7 protein-coding genes are annotated in these 17,166 nt (G+C 45.7%); 2 read left to right on the top strand and 5 right to left on the bottom strand.

From position 1 onward, the window contains the following. Positions 1-29: 29 nt before the first annotated feature. Entirely contained in the window at positions 30-4,847 is a 4,818-nt protein-coding gene (locus tag QUA23_RS08580) for an amino acid adenylation domain-containing protein (RefSeq protein WP_333073869.1), read from the bottom strand. Positions 4,848-5,010: 163 nt separating this feature from the next. On the opposite strand from QUA23_RS08580, the gene QUA23_RS08575 reads away from it, so the two are divergent. Then, positions 5,011-6,111 carry an alpha/beta hydrolase gene (locus QUA23_RS08575; RefSeq protein WP_333073868.1) on the top strand — a complete coding sequence of 367 codons (1,101 nt, stop codon included), beginning with the start codon at positions 5,011-5,013 and terminating at the stop codon, positions 6,109-6,111. Between the two features lie 76 nt (positions 6,112-6,187). Here QUA23_RS08575 and QUA23_RS08570 read toward each other — a convergent pair whose 3' ends face one another. Next, a complete protein-coding gene (locus QUA23_RS08570; RefSeq protein WP_333073867.1) occupies positions 6,188-7,285 on the bottom strand; it encodes a HAMP domain-containing sensor histidine kinase in 1,098 nt (365 codons plus the stop codon). 237 nt (positions 7,286-7,522) lie between these two features. Continuing rightward, a complete protein-coding gene (locus QUA23_RS08565; RefSeq protein WP_445243481.1) occupies positions 7,523-10,858 on the bottom strand; it encodes a non-ribosomal peptide synthetase in 3,336 nt (1,111 codons plus the stop codon). Positions 10,859-11,396: 538 nt separating this feature from the next. Between QUA23_RS08565 and QUA23_RS08560 the strand changes: the two genes are divergently transcribed. Further along, on the top strand, positions 11,397-13,184 hold the full coding sequence (locus tag QUA23_RS08560; protein WP_333073863.1) for an EamA family transporter: 1,788 nt from the start codon (positions 11,397-11,399) through the stop codon (positions 13,182-13,184). A 299-nt stretch (positions 13,185-13,483) separates the two neighbouring features. Here QUA23_RS08560 and QUA23_RS08555 read toward each other — a convergent pair whose 3' ends face one another. Then, positions 13,484-15,514: a bifunctional serine/threonine-protein kinase/formylglycine-generating enzyme family protein gene (locus tag QUA23_RS08555; RefSeq protein ID WP_333073861.1), complete on the bottom strand. Its 2,031-nt coding sequence runs from the start codon at positions 15,512-15,514 to the stop codon at positions 13,484-13,486. A 1,127-nt stretch (positions 15,515-16,641) separates the two neighbouring features. After that, positions 16,642-16,860, bottom strand: a complete 219-nt coding sequence (locus QUA23_RS08550) for a type II toxin-antitoxin system HicB family antitoxin (RefSeq protein WP_333073859.1) — start codon at positions 16,858-16,860, stop codon at positions 16,642-16,644. Between the last annotated feature and the right edge of the window lie 306 nt (positions 16,861-17,166).

The raw sequence follows: 17,166 nt of genomic DNA, 5'->3' as shown, positions 1-17,166 counted from the left end.
TGTATTTTTTTAAAAGGACAATAGAGTTTTCATCCTCTGTCTTTGCTTTCTTGGTTGAGGGAGGATAATTTGAGCCTGCGGCTCTCGCGAGAGACAGGAACTAAGGCTGGTACTTTAATTTTAGCACTGCTGTCCTTTAAACTCTCCACAATCTTAGATAATTCTGCAATTGTCGGTGCTTCAAAAACCCGGCGCAAAGGCAACTCTACCCCGAAAGCATCTCGCACTCTAGAAACAAGCTGAGTCGCCAGCAGCGAATGGCCTCCCAATTCAAAGAAATTGTCCCGGATACCCACTCGCTTTATCCCCAAAACCTCAGCCCAAATTTTCACTAAAACTTCCTCAATAGAAGTATGAGGCGCAACATAACCGCCAGCCCATTCTAACTTAATCGGCTCCGGTGCAGGCAAAGCGAGGCGATCGACCTTTCCGTTAGCCGTCATTGGTAGCGACTCCAGCACCACAAAAGCCGACGGAACCATATATTCCGGCAGTTTTTCTGCTAGAAAAGCCTGCAACTGCGGCACTAATTTCCGCGCTGCTTTAGCTTGTAAGGGATTGTTAGCATAAGAGCGCCAAGGACGCAAGTTATCGCTTCGGGTTTCTCGCACAAAATCTCTGGTTTCGCCGCGTGCAAACACTACATCGTAGCGCCCTTGACCGTCGGAATTAGACCAACTAATATTAACATTGTACGGAACTTCCAAAGCATACCACGTTTCGGGATCTACTCCTAAATCATCGAGTTTTTCCACTGCTTTCTGCAACTGACCTGCCGTTGGAAATTTATCGACAACAGACAGCAATTCTGCCGCCTTAACTGCTGCCGTTACCCGCGCATTAGGCACATTAGCAATTCTTAAAACATCGAGTTGATTTTGCAATAATATTTGTTGCACATTGGTAACAGTCAGATTCTGATTTTCATCCAACCAATCCAGCCGTTTTTCGGCGCGCCACTCCCCTTTTGGCGATGATTTTGGGCGTGCTGTTTCCGACGCAATATGCAAAATAGCATTGTACCGAAAATCAGTTAACTCATTGTGATAACTACCGCGCATTAATTGAATCTCTACGCCGCCAATCTGCGGAAAGCGCTGCTTTAATGCGCTAAAAAAATCTGGTTCAATAACTAACTCTGTTTCTTGAAAAATGTGCATTTGTACTCGCTGCTGCAACTGTTCGCCCGCGAGAGAAGGTTCGGCTTGATACAGTTGTACCGAAGCGTGAAAAGCTGCCAGCAGCGGCAAGCTGCGCACATCTCCGATGAATATAAAGCCGCCGGGAGCAGTGGCTTTCACCGCACCTTCTAGCACCTGCACGAGATAGTCGATATTCGGGAAATATTGCACGACAGAGTTGAGAATTACTGCGTCAAAAGCTGCTGTTTCTACTCCTTCAAAGTCAGTCGCCATTTTCTGAAGCAGCGTTACATTAGCTAACTGTTGACGTGACAAGTGCTGCTGAATATAGTTGAGCGAAATAGGTGAAAAGTCGGTTCCGCAATATTGAGTGCAGCGAGAGGCAATTTGGAACAGCAACAAACCTGTGCCGCAGCCAATTTCTAACACGCGGCTAGGCTGCAAAGCTAAAATTTGGGCGGCTTGATTGTTCGCCCAGTCGCGCATCTGTTCTGCTGGAATTGGCTGATTAGTATAACTGCTATTCCAGCCGACAATATTAAATGTTGGATCTGACTCAACAGCAGGTTGATTGTAAGTTTCATTGTAGAGCATTTGCCACTGCAATACCTGTTCGTCCTGCAATTGCATTATTTGGTTTTTTTCGCTGGCACTGCTATATTCTGCATTCAGGGCAATATAAGCTACTAAACGTTTATCTCCTTGTCCATCTTCAGAAGCTATTGCTACAGTTTGCTGCACGGCCGGATGTTGAGTTAATACTGTCTCGATTTCTCCTAATTCGATGCGGAAACCGCGAATTTTTACTTGTTCGTCAATGCGTCCTAAAAATTCAAGGTTGCGATCGGCTCTGTAGCGCACTAAATCGCCGGTTTTGTAAATTCGCTCTCCTGAATTTGGTTTAAAAGGATTGACAATAAAGCGTTGTGCGGTTAAATCTGGGCGGTTGAGGTAGCCGCGAGCGAGTCCGTTTCCGCCGATGTACAATTCGCCAACAACGCCGATCGCCACTGGCTGCAAATATTTGTCTAATATGTAGATTTGAGTGTTAGCAATGGGGCGGCCAATTGTCGGGGCGATGTCTGTTTGCTCTGTTGCAGGAATATAACCGGAAGTTGTGACGACGGTGTTTTCGGTTGGGCCGTAATTATTTACTAGCTTAAATGGATGGGATTTTAAAGGATGCTGTTGCAGTTTTTCGCCGCCTGCGAGCAAGATTCGCAACGCTGTTGTTTGAGGCCAATCTAATAGCAAAACTTTCTCGGCTAAAGGTGTTGGCAAAAAGCTAATTGTCATGGCGTTTGATACTAACCAGTTTTGCAGTTTTTCAGGATCTCGCCTGATGTCATCTTCTGGAAAGTATATGCTAGCTCCCGCGGCGAGATAAGGCCAAATTTCCCACCCGCAAGCATCAAAGCCGATCGCTGCTATTTGCGTTGCTCGATCGCCCGCTGACACCCCAAACTCTCTTTGATGCCAAAAAACGAGATTTAACAAGCTCCCGTGCTCAATTTCCACTCCTTTCGGCTTTCCCGTGGACCCTGAGGTGTAAATCGCGTAAACCAGATTTTCGGCTGTGGCTGCGCTGGTGGGATTGTCGGCGATTTCTTGGGAAATCATCTCCCAGTCTGTGTCTAAACAAACTATCTGTAAATTGGGCGAGCGCAAATTCTCTACCCATTGCTGCTGAGTTAACACAACAGATAATTGAGCATCTTTTACCATAAAGCTCGATCGCTCAGCAGGATAGCTCGGATCTACAATTAAGTAAGCTCCTCCCGCTTTCAGGATACCCAACATCCCCACAATCAGATCGAGCGATCGCCCGCAGCAAAGCCCGACTAAAACTTCCGCCCCAACCCCAATTTTTTGCAGATAACGTGCTAGTTGGTTGCTGCGGAGATTTAGCTCTCGATAGGTGACTCGCTCATCTCCAAATACCAGCGCCACCGCATCCGGTGTCCGATCGGCCTGCTTTTCAAATAGCTGATGGATGCACAAATCAGGCGGATAATCCGCCTGAGTATTGTTGCATTCAACTAACAACTGATAGCGCTCTTGGGCGCTCAAATATTGCAAGTTGGCAATTCGCTCTTCGGGATTTGCCACAATGCTTTCTAACAGAGTTTGAAAATGCGCGATCAGGCGCGCAATCGTAGCTTCATCAAATAAATCGGCGCTGTAAATAACCATGCCGCTGATACCCTCGGAGCTATCAACCCACAGCTTATTGTTGGGCGATTGGTTGTTTCCGGAGCTGTTGGGCGCTCGCTCCCACAAATGAAACTCCAAATCAAACCGCGCTGTACCCACATCTAACTGCTGCGGGCTCAGTGTTAATTCTGGCAATTCTAACCGATTCCCCGGCGCGTTTTGCAGCGCAAACGCCACCTGAAACAAGGGATTTTGGTTCAACGCGCGATCGGGGTGCAATTCTTCTACTAACTTCTCAAACGGCAAATCTTGGTGAGCGTAAGCTCCTAATGCTACCTCTTTGACTCGGTTTAAAAGTTCCCGAAAAGTTGGATTTCCCGACAAATCTGTACGCAGCACCAAACTGTTGACAAAAAAACCGATTAATGCTTCTATTTCGCTACGGTTGCGATTGGCGATCGGCGAACCTACCACAATATCTTCTTGCTGCGCGTAATGGTAAAGCAACGTTTTAAAAGCTGCCAGCATTGTCATAAACAGCGTCACTCCTTCGCGCTGGCTCAACGTTTCTAAAGCCTCGCTCAGTTGTTTTGGCAGTTGCAAAAATTGCCTTTTGCCTCGGTAACTTTGAATTGCTGGCCTGGGTCGATCCGCAGGCAAATTTAGCATATAAATGCCGTTTAACTGCTGCCGCCAGTAAGCAAGCTGCGTTTCTAAAACTTCCCCTTGCAGCCATTCGCGCTGCCATTTTGCAAAGTCAGCATACTGGATCGACAAAGCCGGTAAAGGCGAAGGTTTTTCGCTAGCAAATGCCGTGTAAAGTGCGCCTAATTCCTGAATTAGCACTCCGATAGACCAACCATCGGAGACAATGTGGTGCATATTCAGCATTAGTAAATATTCGGCATCATCTAACTGCAATAATGTGACTCGCAGCAACAAGTCCTTGGACAAATTGAAAGAGCGTTGAGCTTCCTGGGCGGTGAGCCTGTTTGCTTCATTTTGTCGATATTCCTTTGGCAAGTTTCGCAAGTCCACTACATTAATCGGAAGATGGAAAGCAGCACCTATTCTCTGAACAGGTTGCCCCGAAACTACTGCTAAAGTCGTGCGTAAAGCTTCGTGGCGGCGCACAATTTCATTGAAGGTTTGTTGCAGCGCAGAAAAATTGAGCGAACCTGTCAAACGCAAGGCTGCGGGAACATTATAGAAGGGATTGTTCGGTACTAATTGGTCGAGAAACCACAAGCGCTGCTGTGCAAAGGAAAGCGGTAGATTTCCGTCCCGCCCCATAGGAACAATCGGTGTAGGAGTGAAACTAGAAGTAAGATTAGCTGCTTTTAAAAATGAAATAATTTCGGCTTTTTTATGAGAAATTTCTGCCCGCAGTTCGGGTGTAATAATTCCTTCGGGAGCATTGCAGCGCAGGATCTCGCCCTCAACAAAAATATTAATATCTAGACTGCGAAGGTAAGATAAAAACTCAACTAACTCCACCCTGACAGAATCTCTGGCATTTGGCGATGAACTCGCTATTTTTGGATCGGGCATTTTGAGTCATCCTGTCATTACTTGGGCAAATCAATCAAAGAAATTCCACCAGCGCACAAGTTAAGAGCTTAACTTACCGCTTGCTTACTGTGGCCTAACCTGAGTATGATTCTGTTTGAATCCGCAACCCAAATTCTACCCAAGGTTTCAGCTTATGCCGTTCATGCCCTTCAATTTTCTGTTCCTATGGCTGGTGGGACTGCTGTCCATCGGGGTACTTGGCGGAGGTATATACATTATTTACGAATGGTACATCGGCGAACTTGTAGGGATTTCCTACTTAGTCAGCGGAGTCTTAATGCTTCTTTGGTCTGTTGGCGGCCGCTTTATCAGTTTGCCGCTGTTCCGCCGCCCCGGTGCTGACGAACCCAAGCCGACGCGGACGGGTACGGTTCAGCGAGTAGAGAGACCTGATGGCACTATTTTACAAGTAGAATTCTACGGCCCAGAGGACGGACAGCCGATTATCCTCTCCCATGGTTGGGGGCCGAACAGTATGGTTTGGTATTACGCGAAACGGCAACTAAGCGATCGCTTCCGAGTGATTGTTTGGGATCTTCCAGGTTTGGGAAAATCCACTCGACCAAAAAACAGCGACTACTCCCTAGAAAAATTTGCCCGCGATCTCGAAGCCGTCATTGCCATAGCAGGAAATAAACCTGTTATCCTACTCGGACACAGCATGGGCGGCATGATTGCTCTAACATTCAGTCGGCTGTTTCCAGAACTTCTCGGTAGTCGAGTAGCTGGTTTAATTCTGGTAGATACCACTTATACTAATCCCGTCAAAACCGCTATTTTTAGCGGTTTATTACGCGCTTTGCAGAAGCCGCTGCTTCAACCTATCCTCTATCTCACAATAGCTCTTGAACCGATTATGTGGGGAATGACTTGGCTGAGCTATCTCAATGGTTCACTGCACATCAGTGTAGAATTATCGGGATTTAAAGGCACTGAAACGCGCGGTCAATTAGAGTTTTCCGCTTTCTTATCAGCCTTGGGTTCTCCCGGCGTTCTCGCTCGCGGCACATTGGGAATGCTCAAATTTGACGAAACAAAAACTTTGCGATCGATTGACATTCCTGTGTTGGTGATATGCGGCGATTCAGATATTGCCACTACCCCCCCAGCTAGCCTGCGAATGAAAGCAGAATTACCTCAAGCAGAGCTAGTTACTATACAGAAAGGAGGACACATGGCATTAATGGAACATAACCAGCAGTTTGCCGAAGCTGTCAGGGCCTTCTGCACTGAAATTTCGTGACTAAAAATGTGAGTTAAAATCCTGTAGGTTCTGGCTGGGGATACCCTATTTTTCTTCTTAGTCTTAATGTCCCGAACTAAAGAATAACTTTAGGTAAGTTGATAATAAAGCTTGTCCCCTTGCCCTCTGCACTTTCAACCGCAAGTGTCCCTTGATGCGCCTCAGTAATATTTTTTGCTAAAAATAATCCTAATCCCCAGCCGGTTTGCTCTTCGGCAGAAATGGTTCGACGAAATTGTTGAAATAGGATGGATTGAGCGTCTAGGGCGATCGGATTGCCTTCATTATGAATAGTAAGGCTGATCTGCGTTTGGGTTTGCTGGAGCGTGAGTGTAATCGGCGTACTAGGCGCACCATATTTCACAGCGTTAATTGCTAAATTTTCAATCACCCGCCGTATTTCTTTACGGCTGCAATAAGCCCTGATCTCAGAATCAGAGACTATAACAAACCGCTCTCCATACGCAAAGCTCAAATCTTCTACCACCTCTTGGACGAGCATCTCAAAATTGCATTCTTCAAATTCCATCTTTAAGCTCTGCCCTGCCCGCAGCCGACTCGCATCAAGCAGATTTTGAATCATCGAATCCAGCCGATTGATAGCATTGAGCATCCTTGCGGCCACATCCGTGTGGGTATCTCCTCGTTCCAGCCGCCGCAGAGTTAGTTGAGTTCCCATTTTTACGACATTGATGGGATTTCTGAGGTCGTGAGTTAACGTCACCATAAATAGTTCTTGAATATCTCGTAGCGTTTCGGAGAATTGAGTAGCCGCGTCATTAACGGCTTGCTCAATGGAGCCGATAATAATGTCTCTATCCTGCACTCCTAAAGGTGCTTCTTCTTCTAAAACTTGAAAAATTACTTGACGGAGGAGGTGATACTCGAAAATTACGTGAGTCATGGAGTAGTCAGCATACCCCGCCCGTTCATGCCCATGCAGCTTGCCAATCCGCGTACTTTCTACCTCGTCGGCTGTAATTCGGGCAGATGTCCTGACAATTCTGTTTGAGAGTTCATCTACCAGTTGGTTTAAGTAGAGAGGTAGGGAATCTTGCAAGACAAGAGAATCTTGATGCGTTGATGCGCTGACTTCCTCACGCGCCCGCTTCTCCCACATCTGCATAATTTTTTCAGCATTTTGTTTAAGACGGTCAGACGCTTGGTTGGACATCGTTTCGGATTTTCTTGATGACTGGCTGTTGAGAAAACATTTTCTCCCTTATTTTTAATGCCCTGCAAGCAATTTTGCAAGTATATAGGCAGCCTCAGCCTTTAGGAGGTTAGCAAGTAACAGGTCTACATCTCCTCGTGAAGCAGACTTGAATATCAGTTCCCATTGCGGTAATTTCTACCGACAGGCAAATGCCAATTCCACAAAACAATCAAAATCATCCAATTATGTAAGCCCTTAAAATTCCACATCTTCGCGCTCATTTTCGTCTGTTCTGGGAGTATCCAAACCAGTCGCTGCCCAGCGCATTGTTTCAATGTATTTTGCCAGACTCGCCACAGTCGGAGCCTCAAAAAAATTGCTGACCGATAACTCGACTTGCAAAGCGTCTCGGATGCGAGATATCAACTGAGTTGCTAGCAGGGAATGCCCGCCTAGTTCAAAGAAATTATCATAGATACTAACCTGCTGTTTTCCCAAAACTTTAGTCCAAATTTTCCCGATCGCCTTTTCGATATCGGTCCGAGGCGCTACATAGTTTTCTGTTAGATCCTCGCTATCTGTATCTATATCGGGCAAGGCGCGGCGGTCTACTTTGCCATTAGGCGTCAGTGGCATATTCTCCAACACTGCATAAGTTGCAGGAACCATATATCCTGGTAACTTTTCTTTCAAAAATTGGCGCAATTCACTGGACTTGAGATTGGGAATTTCTAATTGTTCATTAATGCCGTCAGGAACAACATAAGCTACCAAATGTTTATCGTCGGGGATGTCTTCCCTCACAATTACTACTGCTTCGCGCACTTGTGGATGCTGGCACAAAGCCGCTTCAATTTCTCCCAACTCAATGCGGTAGCCTCGAATTTTTACTTGGTCGTCAACGCGGCCTAAAAACTCGATGTTGCCGTCAGCTAAATAGCGGCCTAAATCACCTGTTTTATAAAGGCTAGAACCAGATTTATTGCTAAAAGGATTGGGAATGAATGCAGCAGCAGTTAAATCAGGCTGGTTGAGGTAGCCTTTCGCCAATCCGTCACCGCCGACGTACAATTGACCTATAACACCGATCGCCACCGGCTGCAAATCCGCATCAAGGAGATAAATTTGCGTGTTGGCGATCGGGCGACCGATGGGGATAGATGTTGCGGTTTCGGGTACGTATTGCACGCAATAATAAGCCGAAAATGTGGTATTTTCTGTAGGCCCGTAAACATGAATTAATTGAGTGGTTTGCGCCTGTTTGAGAACTTTTTTAACCCATCTCATATCGACCGTTTCTCCGCCAAAAAGCAAGCAGCGCAGCGAATTAAAAGCTTGCGGTAAAACTCTAGCAATTTGTTGAAACAAGGCAGTTGTTAAAAACAAAACTGTGATTCCTTGTTGGCGCAGTTCTAAGGCTAAGTCGTGCGGCGAAAGGGTAATATTTGTGCTAATTCCCACGAGCTGAGCGCCGTTAAGCAAGGCTCCCCAAATCTCGAATGTGGCTGCATCGAATGAAGCGTTTGATGCTTGGGCAATTTTATCGGTAGGTTCTATATTTATATAGTTGGTGTTGAGTACCAGCCGATTTACTGCTTTGTGGGTGACAGCAACTCCCTTGGGTTTTCCTGTTGAGCCAGATGTGTAAATAACGTAAGCTAGGTTGTCTGCTGTTGCGGTGTTGGCGGGATTTTCGGCGCTTTCTTTGGCTATGTGTTCCCAGTCGCGATCGAAGTAAATCACCGAGTTTGAGAAGTCTCGGAAATTCTCAATCAATTTATCTTGAATTAGCAAGACTTTAACTCGAGCATCTTCCAGCATCAAGTTTAGCCGATCGCGCGGATAGCTCGGATCTAACGGTAGGTAAGCTCCTCCCGCTTTCAGTATAGCCAACATCCCGACAATTAGGTCGATCGATCGTTCTGCACAAAGCCCCACTAAAACCTCCGCGCCCACGCCCAGTTTTTGTAGGTAGCGCGCCAGTTGGTTGCTGCGACTGTTAAGTTCTCTGTAAGTCAGGTGCTGGCTGTCGAAAATTAGGGCGACATCTTCCAGATGCTGTTGGACTCGCTCTTCAAATAACTGATGAATGCACTTATTTTGAGGATAATCTGTCCGAGTATCGTTCCATTCTCTGAATAATTGATTCACTTCATCCTCGCTCAATAAAGGTAAGTTAGCGATTCTTTGTTCTGGATTAGCCACAATGCTTTCCAGCAGCGTTTTAAAATGCCTCAGCATTCGGGCGATCGTAACTTCATCAAATAAATCCGTATTGTACACAGCTAAGCCTCTCAGGCCTTCCGAATCTTCCCAATGTTCGCCGTATCTGCTCCTAAAGTTATCGGAAGCTTCCCACAAATACAGCTCTAAATCAAAGCGCGTTGTTTGAGTCTCCAAAGGAAAAGAACTCAACTTTAATCCTGGCAATTCTAGCTCGTCCAGCGGCGCATTTTGCAGTCCGAATACCACCTGAAACAGCGGGTGGCGGTTCAACGATCGCTCTGGGTGCAATTCCTCGACGAGCTTCTCAAAAGGCAAATCTTGGTGAGCATAAGCTCCCAGAGTTACTTCCCGCACTCGGCCCAAAAAATCTCGAAATGTCGGGTTTCCCGAGCAGCCTGTTCGCAGCACTAAAGTATTGACAAAAAAACCGATTAATGCTTCTATTTCACTGCGGTTGCGATTGGCGATCGGCGAACCGACAACAATATCTTCTTGTTGCGAGTAACGGTAAAGCAAAGTTTGAAATGCTGCGAGCACTGTCATAAATAAAGTCGCTCCTTCTCGCTGCGAGAGCGCTAAAAGTGCGTTTTTCAGCTTTTTAGGCAGTTCTAAATATTGAGTTTTTCCCCGATAATTTTGCATAGGTGGTGCAGGGCGATCTGTAGGCAAATTTAACGCCGAAATCCCGTGCAATTGCTGCCGCCAATAAGCTAACTGAGTTTCTAATACTTCACCTTGCAACCATTCGCGCTGCCACTCGGCAAAGTCGGCATATTGAAGTGATAATTCTGGTAGGGGAGATGGCTGTTGATTTATCAAAGCTGTATAGATAGCTTCCAGTTCTCGAATTAGTACCCCGATCGACCAATCATCGGAGGCTATGTGGTGCATATTTAGCAAGAGAATATGCTCGGTTTCTTTCAGCCGCAGGATGGTGACTCGCATCAGCGGTCCGGTGGATAAATTGAAAGGGCGAAGAGATTCGGCTGCAGAGAGTTTCTTTGCTTCTGTTTGCCGTTGTTCTGGTGGCAAATCTTGCAAGTCTAATACTTTTAAATTAGTCTTGAAAGCGGGAGAGATTATCTGCACTGGTTGCCCTGATACCGTGGCAAAAGTGGTTCGCAAAGTTTCGTGGCGCTGCACTATTTCGTTGAAGGTTTGCTCTAAGGCTGTTAAGTTGAGGGAACCAGTTAAGCGCAGTGCTGTTACTACATTGTAGAAAGGGTTTTCCGGTGCGAATTGGTCGAGAAACCACAAGCGCTGCTGGGCAAATGAGGCGGGAAAGACAAAGACTTCGCCTTCTGAGGAAATATTCAGTTTTTCTATATCCTTTGTAAAGGAATTGTCATAAATTTCGGATGCCATATCTGTTGCTCTTGGGGGATGAGATGTGTTAATTTTTGGATGGCGCGGGGGTGGCTTTTTCAGGGTGCGATCGCCTCTTAAAACTTTCGCGAGCAAAAGATCGGAACTGTTAAAATCATAAACCTGGGTGCGGGAGTGCGGGAGAAAGGCGGGCAAAAGAAACCGGATTTCTGGCCGCAGCATCAAGTTATCCATTGAGGGGCTAGGAGTGCGACCCCCCAATCAAATTTAGTAGCGGAAGGGCCTCTTAGGCTTGTGATTCGGGTGCAATCGGGTGAGTTAGATGCGAGAATTACCGGGAGCAATCCGTGGAGAGGTCAAGCTGTAGTATGATTTCTAATTGCACAAAGTGTTCTTGGGGCGATTCCCTGCCGGATAGCTTTGCTTCACGCAATTTTCTCACATTTGTAGCTTAGCGACTACTATTGATTCAACAGTGTCCGCAATCTTTTAGAGCCACTCACTAGAACTTGCGACCTGATTTGTCACAATACTTAAGAACACTGAACGTGCAGTTTAAATTAGAGGTTATAGGCTAATGGCGCAGCGGAACGTATACTCGTCAAAGGGCGAGCCAGAGGATGCACAATCAGCAGAAGAAGTCCTCCACTCAGTAATGCAAGAACTGGACGCTTTGCATGAAAATGTCAAAGGCCAGTTAAATCAAGACATTACTCGGCTGCAAACTGAAAAAAATCACCTGATTGAAGATATTGAAGACCTCCGGGAGCAATATCGCAAATTGCAGTCTCAGCAAATGGAATCTCTCTCTGGGCGATACATTCAGCAGCAGCAATTGTGGCTGAAGCAGTTGGCTCAAGTTTTGGCTCACAATTTGCAGGATTTGTTGGTGCAGCGGTTCAACGAACTCAGCGCTAACTCGGGAAATTCTCTCAGCAGCCCGATTCCCAGCGGCGAGTTCCCGATACCCCTGCCGCCGAGCAACTACGACGAACGAGCCTCGCAGTTGCTGGCGGCGCTGGATGAAAGGATCGATCGCAGTTTCCAGATGCTGGAACAAGATTTAACGAGTTACGAAAGCGAGCTTTCCGTGCGGCTCAATAACATGAAAACCCTGGAACTGCAAGGGGAAGAGCTGTTACAAAATCTCGTAAACCGCATCAGGGAAGAACTCGAATCAGAAGAAGAATATCTTGAGAATCCTTTCGATGCTCAAGATTCCTATGTCGAGGAATCAACTAATTCTGTTAATTCTGTTAATTCTGTCCGCCCGCAACTTCTGCAGCCAACACCTGTGGAAACGCCGCGAGAACCCGTTCCACAGCCTTCTTCAGCGCCACCGACGGCACCCGCTAAAGTAGCTTCTCAAGTGCAGACAGGTTTGGTGCTGGCTTTGTCTTCGGCGGTGGTATTGTCGCTGTTTAATGTTTGTTTGAGAATTCTGATTAAAGGCAAAAATCCTCGGGTGGTTTTTGGCTTGTTTGAATTTCCGGGGGTGGTGACTCCGGGTTTTGGAAATTCTTTGTTGATTTTGTTGATGCGGCTGATCGTGGTGATGGCTTTGATGCCGATATTGGCGACATTTCTGTATCCTTCTGTGTGGAAAGATATTAGGCGGTTGTTCCAGTCGGGCGATCGAGCTTTGTGGAGTAAGGTTTTAGGAAGCGCATTTTTTCTGTTTTTGTCTCAGGTTTTGATTTATTTGGCGATCGGCAATATTCCGGCGGGGATTGCGATTACGATTTTCTTTATTTATCCGATCGTCACCGTACTGGGTTCTTGGATATTGTTTGGTTCTCGCCCCAGCACAGTCGGCTTTTTGGCGATAGTCGGGATTACCGCAGGTCTGATTTTAGCTGGGTGGCCGAGTTTTGCGGCCCCAGCTCCGGGCGGCGGCAATGTCGGGGTGGGAGTCACGGCTGCACTGGCTTCTGGGATTACCTTTGCAGGTTACGTATTGCTGACGCAAATGGCCGCGGGCAAGCTGCACCCTATTCCTTTTAGTTTAGTTAATTTCGCAGCGATTTTTGTATTTTCCGCCCTGAGTTTGTGGGTGCCGCTGTCAGAAAATTTTGCTCCTAAAATCGATCAAAATGTTTGGCCTGGTTTGATTTTGGGAGGCGTTGTTTTAGGGGTGCTGACGCTGTTTAGCTATCTTTTGAATAATTTTGCCATCCGCTTTGCGGGGGCCGCCTTAGCGTCAGTAATTGGCACTTTGGGGCCGGCGATGACCGCACTTTTTGCGTTTATAATTATCAATGAGAAGTTGCAGCCTGTGGCAATTCTCGGCATGGCTGTGGTGACATTGAGCGTGGCTGCTATGAGTGTGGAACGCATAATGGCTCCTCAAAAGAAGGCTAGTTAATATCAATTCCGGTTGCACTCCTCATGATTGTTGACTGTTGACTGTTGACTGTTGACGGGCGGGTCGAAAAACTGAATGATTGAGTGTTAACTGTTGACTCGATTTTATTATTCTGATGCAACCGAAAACGATATAAGGCAAGAATTTGGGCGATCGTCCATTCCCAAACCCGGTTTCTTCAAGAAACCGGGTTTCTCCATTCCGAGACAAGATCAATAGGCTTATTGCATAAATCTTTGATTGATAGGGAAACCGTAGAAGCATTTCAAGATAGGAGAACGAATGCCTACAATTGGAGTCTAAACAACAGAAACAACCACTCGAAAACCCACAATACTAGCCTTGCAATCCGGCTGATATCTGAGGCGACACGCGCTGCGACAATTCGGAGGATGATCGTTCCAAGAACCCCCCCGCAACAACCTCAGCGATGAGTCCCCGTCAGACTCCCAAACACTACCATCAGCAGGCGCACCGTTATAATTATTGTGCCAAGAATCCGCACACCATTCCCAAACATTTCCGTGGAAATCGTACAATCCGAAAGCATTAGGTTTAAAACTGCCAACATCTGTCGTTTGAAAGCGATAAATTCCCTTCGGCGCTTCAGCGTAATTAGAGCTTCCGTTGTAATTTGCTAACTCGCTGGTAATCGTTTCCCCAAAGTGAAACGGTGTCGTAGTTTCCCCCCGGCAAGCATATTCCCATTGGGCTTCGCTAGGCAAGCAATAATTATGACCCGTTTTGCGAGAAAGTCTAGCGCAAAACTCCACAACTTCGTACCAAGATACATTTTCTATAGGTCGATTTGCACCTTTAAAACGGGCAGCATCGGGATTGAGAAATATTTTAATTTGCGGCAGTGTGGCAACTGCTTTCCACTGGGCCTGAGTGACTGGAAATTTGCCAATATAGAAAGATGCTAAAGTGACTGGGTGCTGGGGTTTTTCGTCGCTGTCACCCCGATTTTTTGGGGAACCCATGAGGAAAGTACCGCCAGGAACAGATACCATTTCCAGGACTGTACTGCTACCAAGATGTTCTTCAAAAAAACGCGCTTTGCCCCTGTTAACATTAGTTTCCTTCCCGCGCTTGTCTACTGTCACTACCTGAAATTCAAAAGTGCTTTTGGCAGCGGCAATTCTCTGCGAGGCAGTGTTACGAGGCGGATTGGTGTTGGATTTTTGCCTGGGATTGACAGAGATATTGCTATTGATTTGACTGCTGTGATTGAGCGGAGTATTGATAGCAAGTGGCCCTCCCTTTGTCACAGCAGAATTTAAAGCAAGTGGCCCTCCCTTTGTCACTGAAGAATTTAAAGCAAGTTGTCCTCCCTTGACAAAAGGGGGTTGGGGAGGTAAAGAATAGAGATTTAAAGCTTTGATTACTTCATCAGCAGATTGATATCTATTTTTGAGATAATCTTGAATTAATTTATCTAAAATGTTTGTCAACTCGCTGCTGATTTTTGTGCCGACTGGCAAGCGTTCTCTCCAAATCCAGCAACCGTTGATCGGGTCATAAAGGTCATCTGAACCGTCACTTTTTGGCAAACATTGAGTTAGCAGTCTCAGGCAAGTTATTCCCAAACTGTACAAATCGCTTCCGGGGAAAACTTGACCGCGCATTTGTTCTACAGGCGAATATCCGGGCGTTCCTACCGTCGTGCCTACTTTGCTCATCAGGGAGCCCGTCACTTGTTTGGAAATGCCGAAATCTATCAAAACTAACTCTCCCCGCCCTCCCCTTCGGAAAGCTGAATTCCCAAAATTTCCCGCTTTTGGCAGGGAGGAGCTAACAGAGGTGCGACGCCGCATGATATTCTCAAGTTTGATGTCTCGGTGAATGACATGGCGATCGTGCACAAATTTCAAAATAGGCAGTACATCTGCGAGTAACTGCCAAATTTTTTCTTCGCTAAAAACACCCTGCTGAGTTAATTCTGCTAGTAAAGTTTGCCCCTCAATCAACTCTTGTACTAAATAAAGTCGCTTGTCTTGCTCAAAATAAGCAATTAATCGAGGAATTTGGGGATGTTCGCCGAGTTCGTAAAGTCGTTTCGCTTCTTGCTTAAACAATTCTGCGGCTTTTTTAAGTGCTGAGGTTCCTTGAAATTGGGGTACAAACTGCTTGATTACGCAGGGATCGTCCATGCGATCGGTATCTACCGCTTCATAAGTTCTGCCAAATCCCCCTTCCCCCAACAGTCTAATCACGCGGTAGCGATTTCTGAATAAAGGGTTGAGGCCTTGCGATCCGCAACTTTGACAAAATTTAGAATTGTCGGGATTGAAAGGATTGGAGCAACTTGGATTAGAACAGTAGAACATATCTGGGAAGAAATGATCTGGTTAAGGTTATGATATATCTTTTCGGCTTCCTCATGGAAGATTAACAATTAATAATGGGTTATTGCCAATTGACCGTAGGGAGGGGATTACCCGCCGCTTGTATCGCCCCAAGGGAGAAAGTAGAAGACAGAATTTAAAACGCCAATTAATCCAAAGAAAGCGATTTGAGGGCAAAAAATGCCAGCGCGAGCGATTTTAGCAACCTGCTTACCGCCGATATTAGTCTGGGCATATTGATAATTTATTTACATAGGCCAGTATAGTACAACTCGGCGATCGCTCAACCAAAAAGCGATCGCACTCAAAGAACTATCGGACTAGGAACTAAAAAAGCCCTTTCAATCAGCAATTCAATCGCTTCATCGGGACGTAATAATTCTACAAGCTCGATCGCCCTTAAAGGCGATCGGGGTAATTTCAACCTAAAAAGTCATATTTCTGCTGTTTTCAGGTTTTTATATTCCTGCTAAATAACATTATTTTTGAATAGTTTTACTGCTAGAATAAGTAATAAAAATAGACCGCAGCATGATACAGAAACTATTGTTTCGGTGATATTTGGTGATATGAATACGATAAATCCCTGCTCTTTAATCAAGGCAGAGAAGCTTGAGACACAAAATGGCATGAGATATAACCTGAATGCCTGCCAATGATCTCTTTTGCCTTTACTAGAAGAAACACTTAGCATCAGACCCGTACCGATTACAGCACTTATACCAACTGAATTGATCCATATCTTAACCGAAGGATCAAAATGGAAACAAACTACTATAACATACCAAATAAGATAGCACCAGAGAATAGCTTTATCTAATTTGATTTCATAAAGATATTGAATTAACCATTTCATAGGTTTAAAAATGCTTTTACTTTTTCAATTTTTTTGGTGAAGACACCCCGGGTATTGAAGATTTAGGGAGGGAGAGCAAAAGAGTCTTTTAACGACGATACAAAGCGATTCTTTTTAGCTCCAAACCATGTCGCTCAACGATTTTGCAGAGTGCTTTGCCAGAAACAGATTTCATATATAGCAATTCTAAATGAGTCGTAAAAATTTTACCCCACCCCAACCCTCCCCTTACCAAGGGGAGGGAGTAAGAAATTCACAAATGATTTAGGATTGCTATAGATAACTCAATTAACTGTTTCTCCGGCGCAAGTTCATTTTGTTGATGGATGATTTCAAGCCCACCTTGAACAGCGTATTCAAGCATCTCTAGCAATTGTTCATAACTCTCTCTCTTTGTGTGACAACCTGCAAGTGCTGGAACTGAGCCATACCATACGCCATCTTCTTGCCAGATAATCGCCTTAATCTTCATGATTAATCTATAATAGCTATCTGAACAGGATTTTAGTGCATCGCTTCAAAACTTGCTCCGGCACCATCGCCCGCAGGTAATTTTGAAGTATTGGGTATTGAGTATTGCGATCGCTAGCTAACGGCACATTAAACAAACTGAAAAGACTCTATTGACTCCGTTTCAACTGAGAGATTGCACCATTCTCGCTCGCACAGGCTTTTCGGCCTGTTCCACAAAAAGTTAATTTTTTTGTGGGCCTTTGCTCTTCTAGTCCGCCCGTGAAAGGGTTATTGCAACTGGTGCAAGATATCAGTTCCCATTAGT

Source organism: Microcoleus sp. Pol1C5 (assembly GCF_036701115.1).
GTDB lineage: Bacteria > Cyanobacteriota > Cyanobacteriia > Cyanobacteriales > Microcoleaceae > Microcoleus.
Note: the sequence above shows the minus strand (reverse complement) of the source record. Positions and strands in the feature narration are given on the sequence as shown.

Coding starts and splice junctions, on each gene's coding strand:
- QUA23_RS08560 (WP_333073863.1), top strand. CDS start 11,397: ATGGCGCAGCGGAACGTATACTCGTCAAAGGGCGAGCCAGAGGATGCA.
- QUA23_RS08550 (WP_333073859.1), bottom strand. CDS start 16,860: ATGAAGATTAAGGCGATTATCTGGCAAGAAGATGGCGTATGGTATGGC.
- QUA23_RS08555 (WP_333073861.1), bottom strand. CDS start 15,514: ATGTTCTACTGTTCTAATCCAAGTTGCTCCAATCCTTTCAATCCCGAC.
- QUA23_RS08565 (WP_445243481.1), bottom strand. CDS start 10,858: ATGGCATCCGAAATTTATGACAATTCCTTTACAAAGGATATAGAAAAA.
- QUA23_RS08580 (WP_333073869.1), bottom strand. CDS start 4,847: ATGCCCGATCCAAAAATAGCGAGTTCATCGCCAAATGCCAGAGATTCT.
- QUA23_RS08575 (WP_333073868.1), top strand. CDS start 5,011: ATGCCCTTCAATTTTCTGTTCCTATGGCTGGTGGGACTGCTGTCCATC.
- QUA23_RS08570 (WP_333073867.1), bottom strand. CDS start 7,285: ATGTCCAACCAAGCGTCTGACCGTCTTAAACAAAATGCTGAAAAAATT.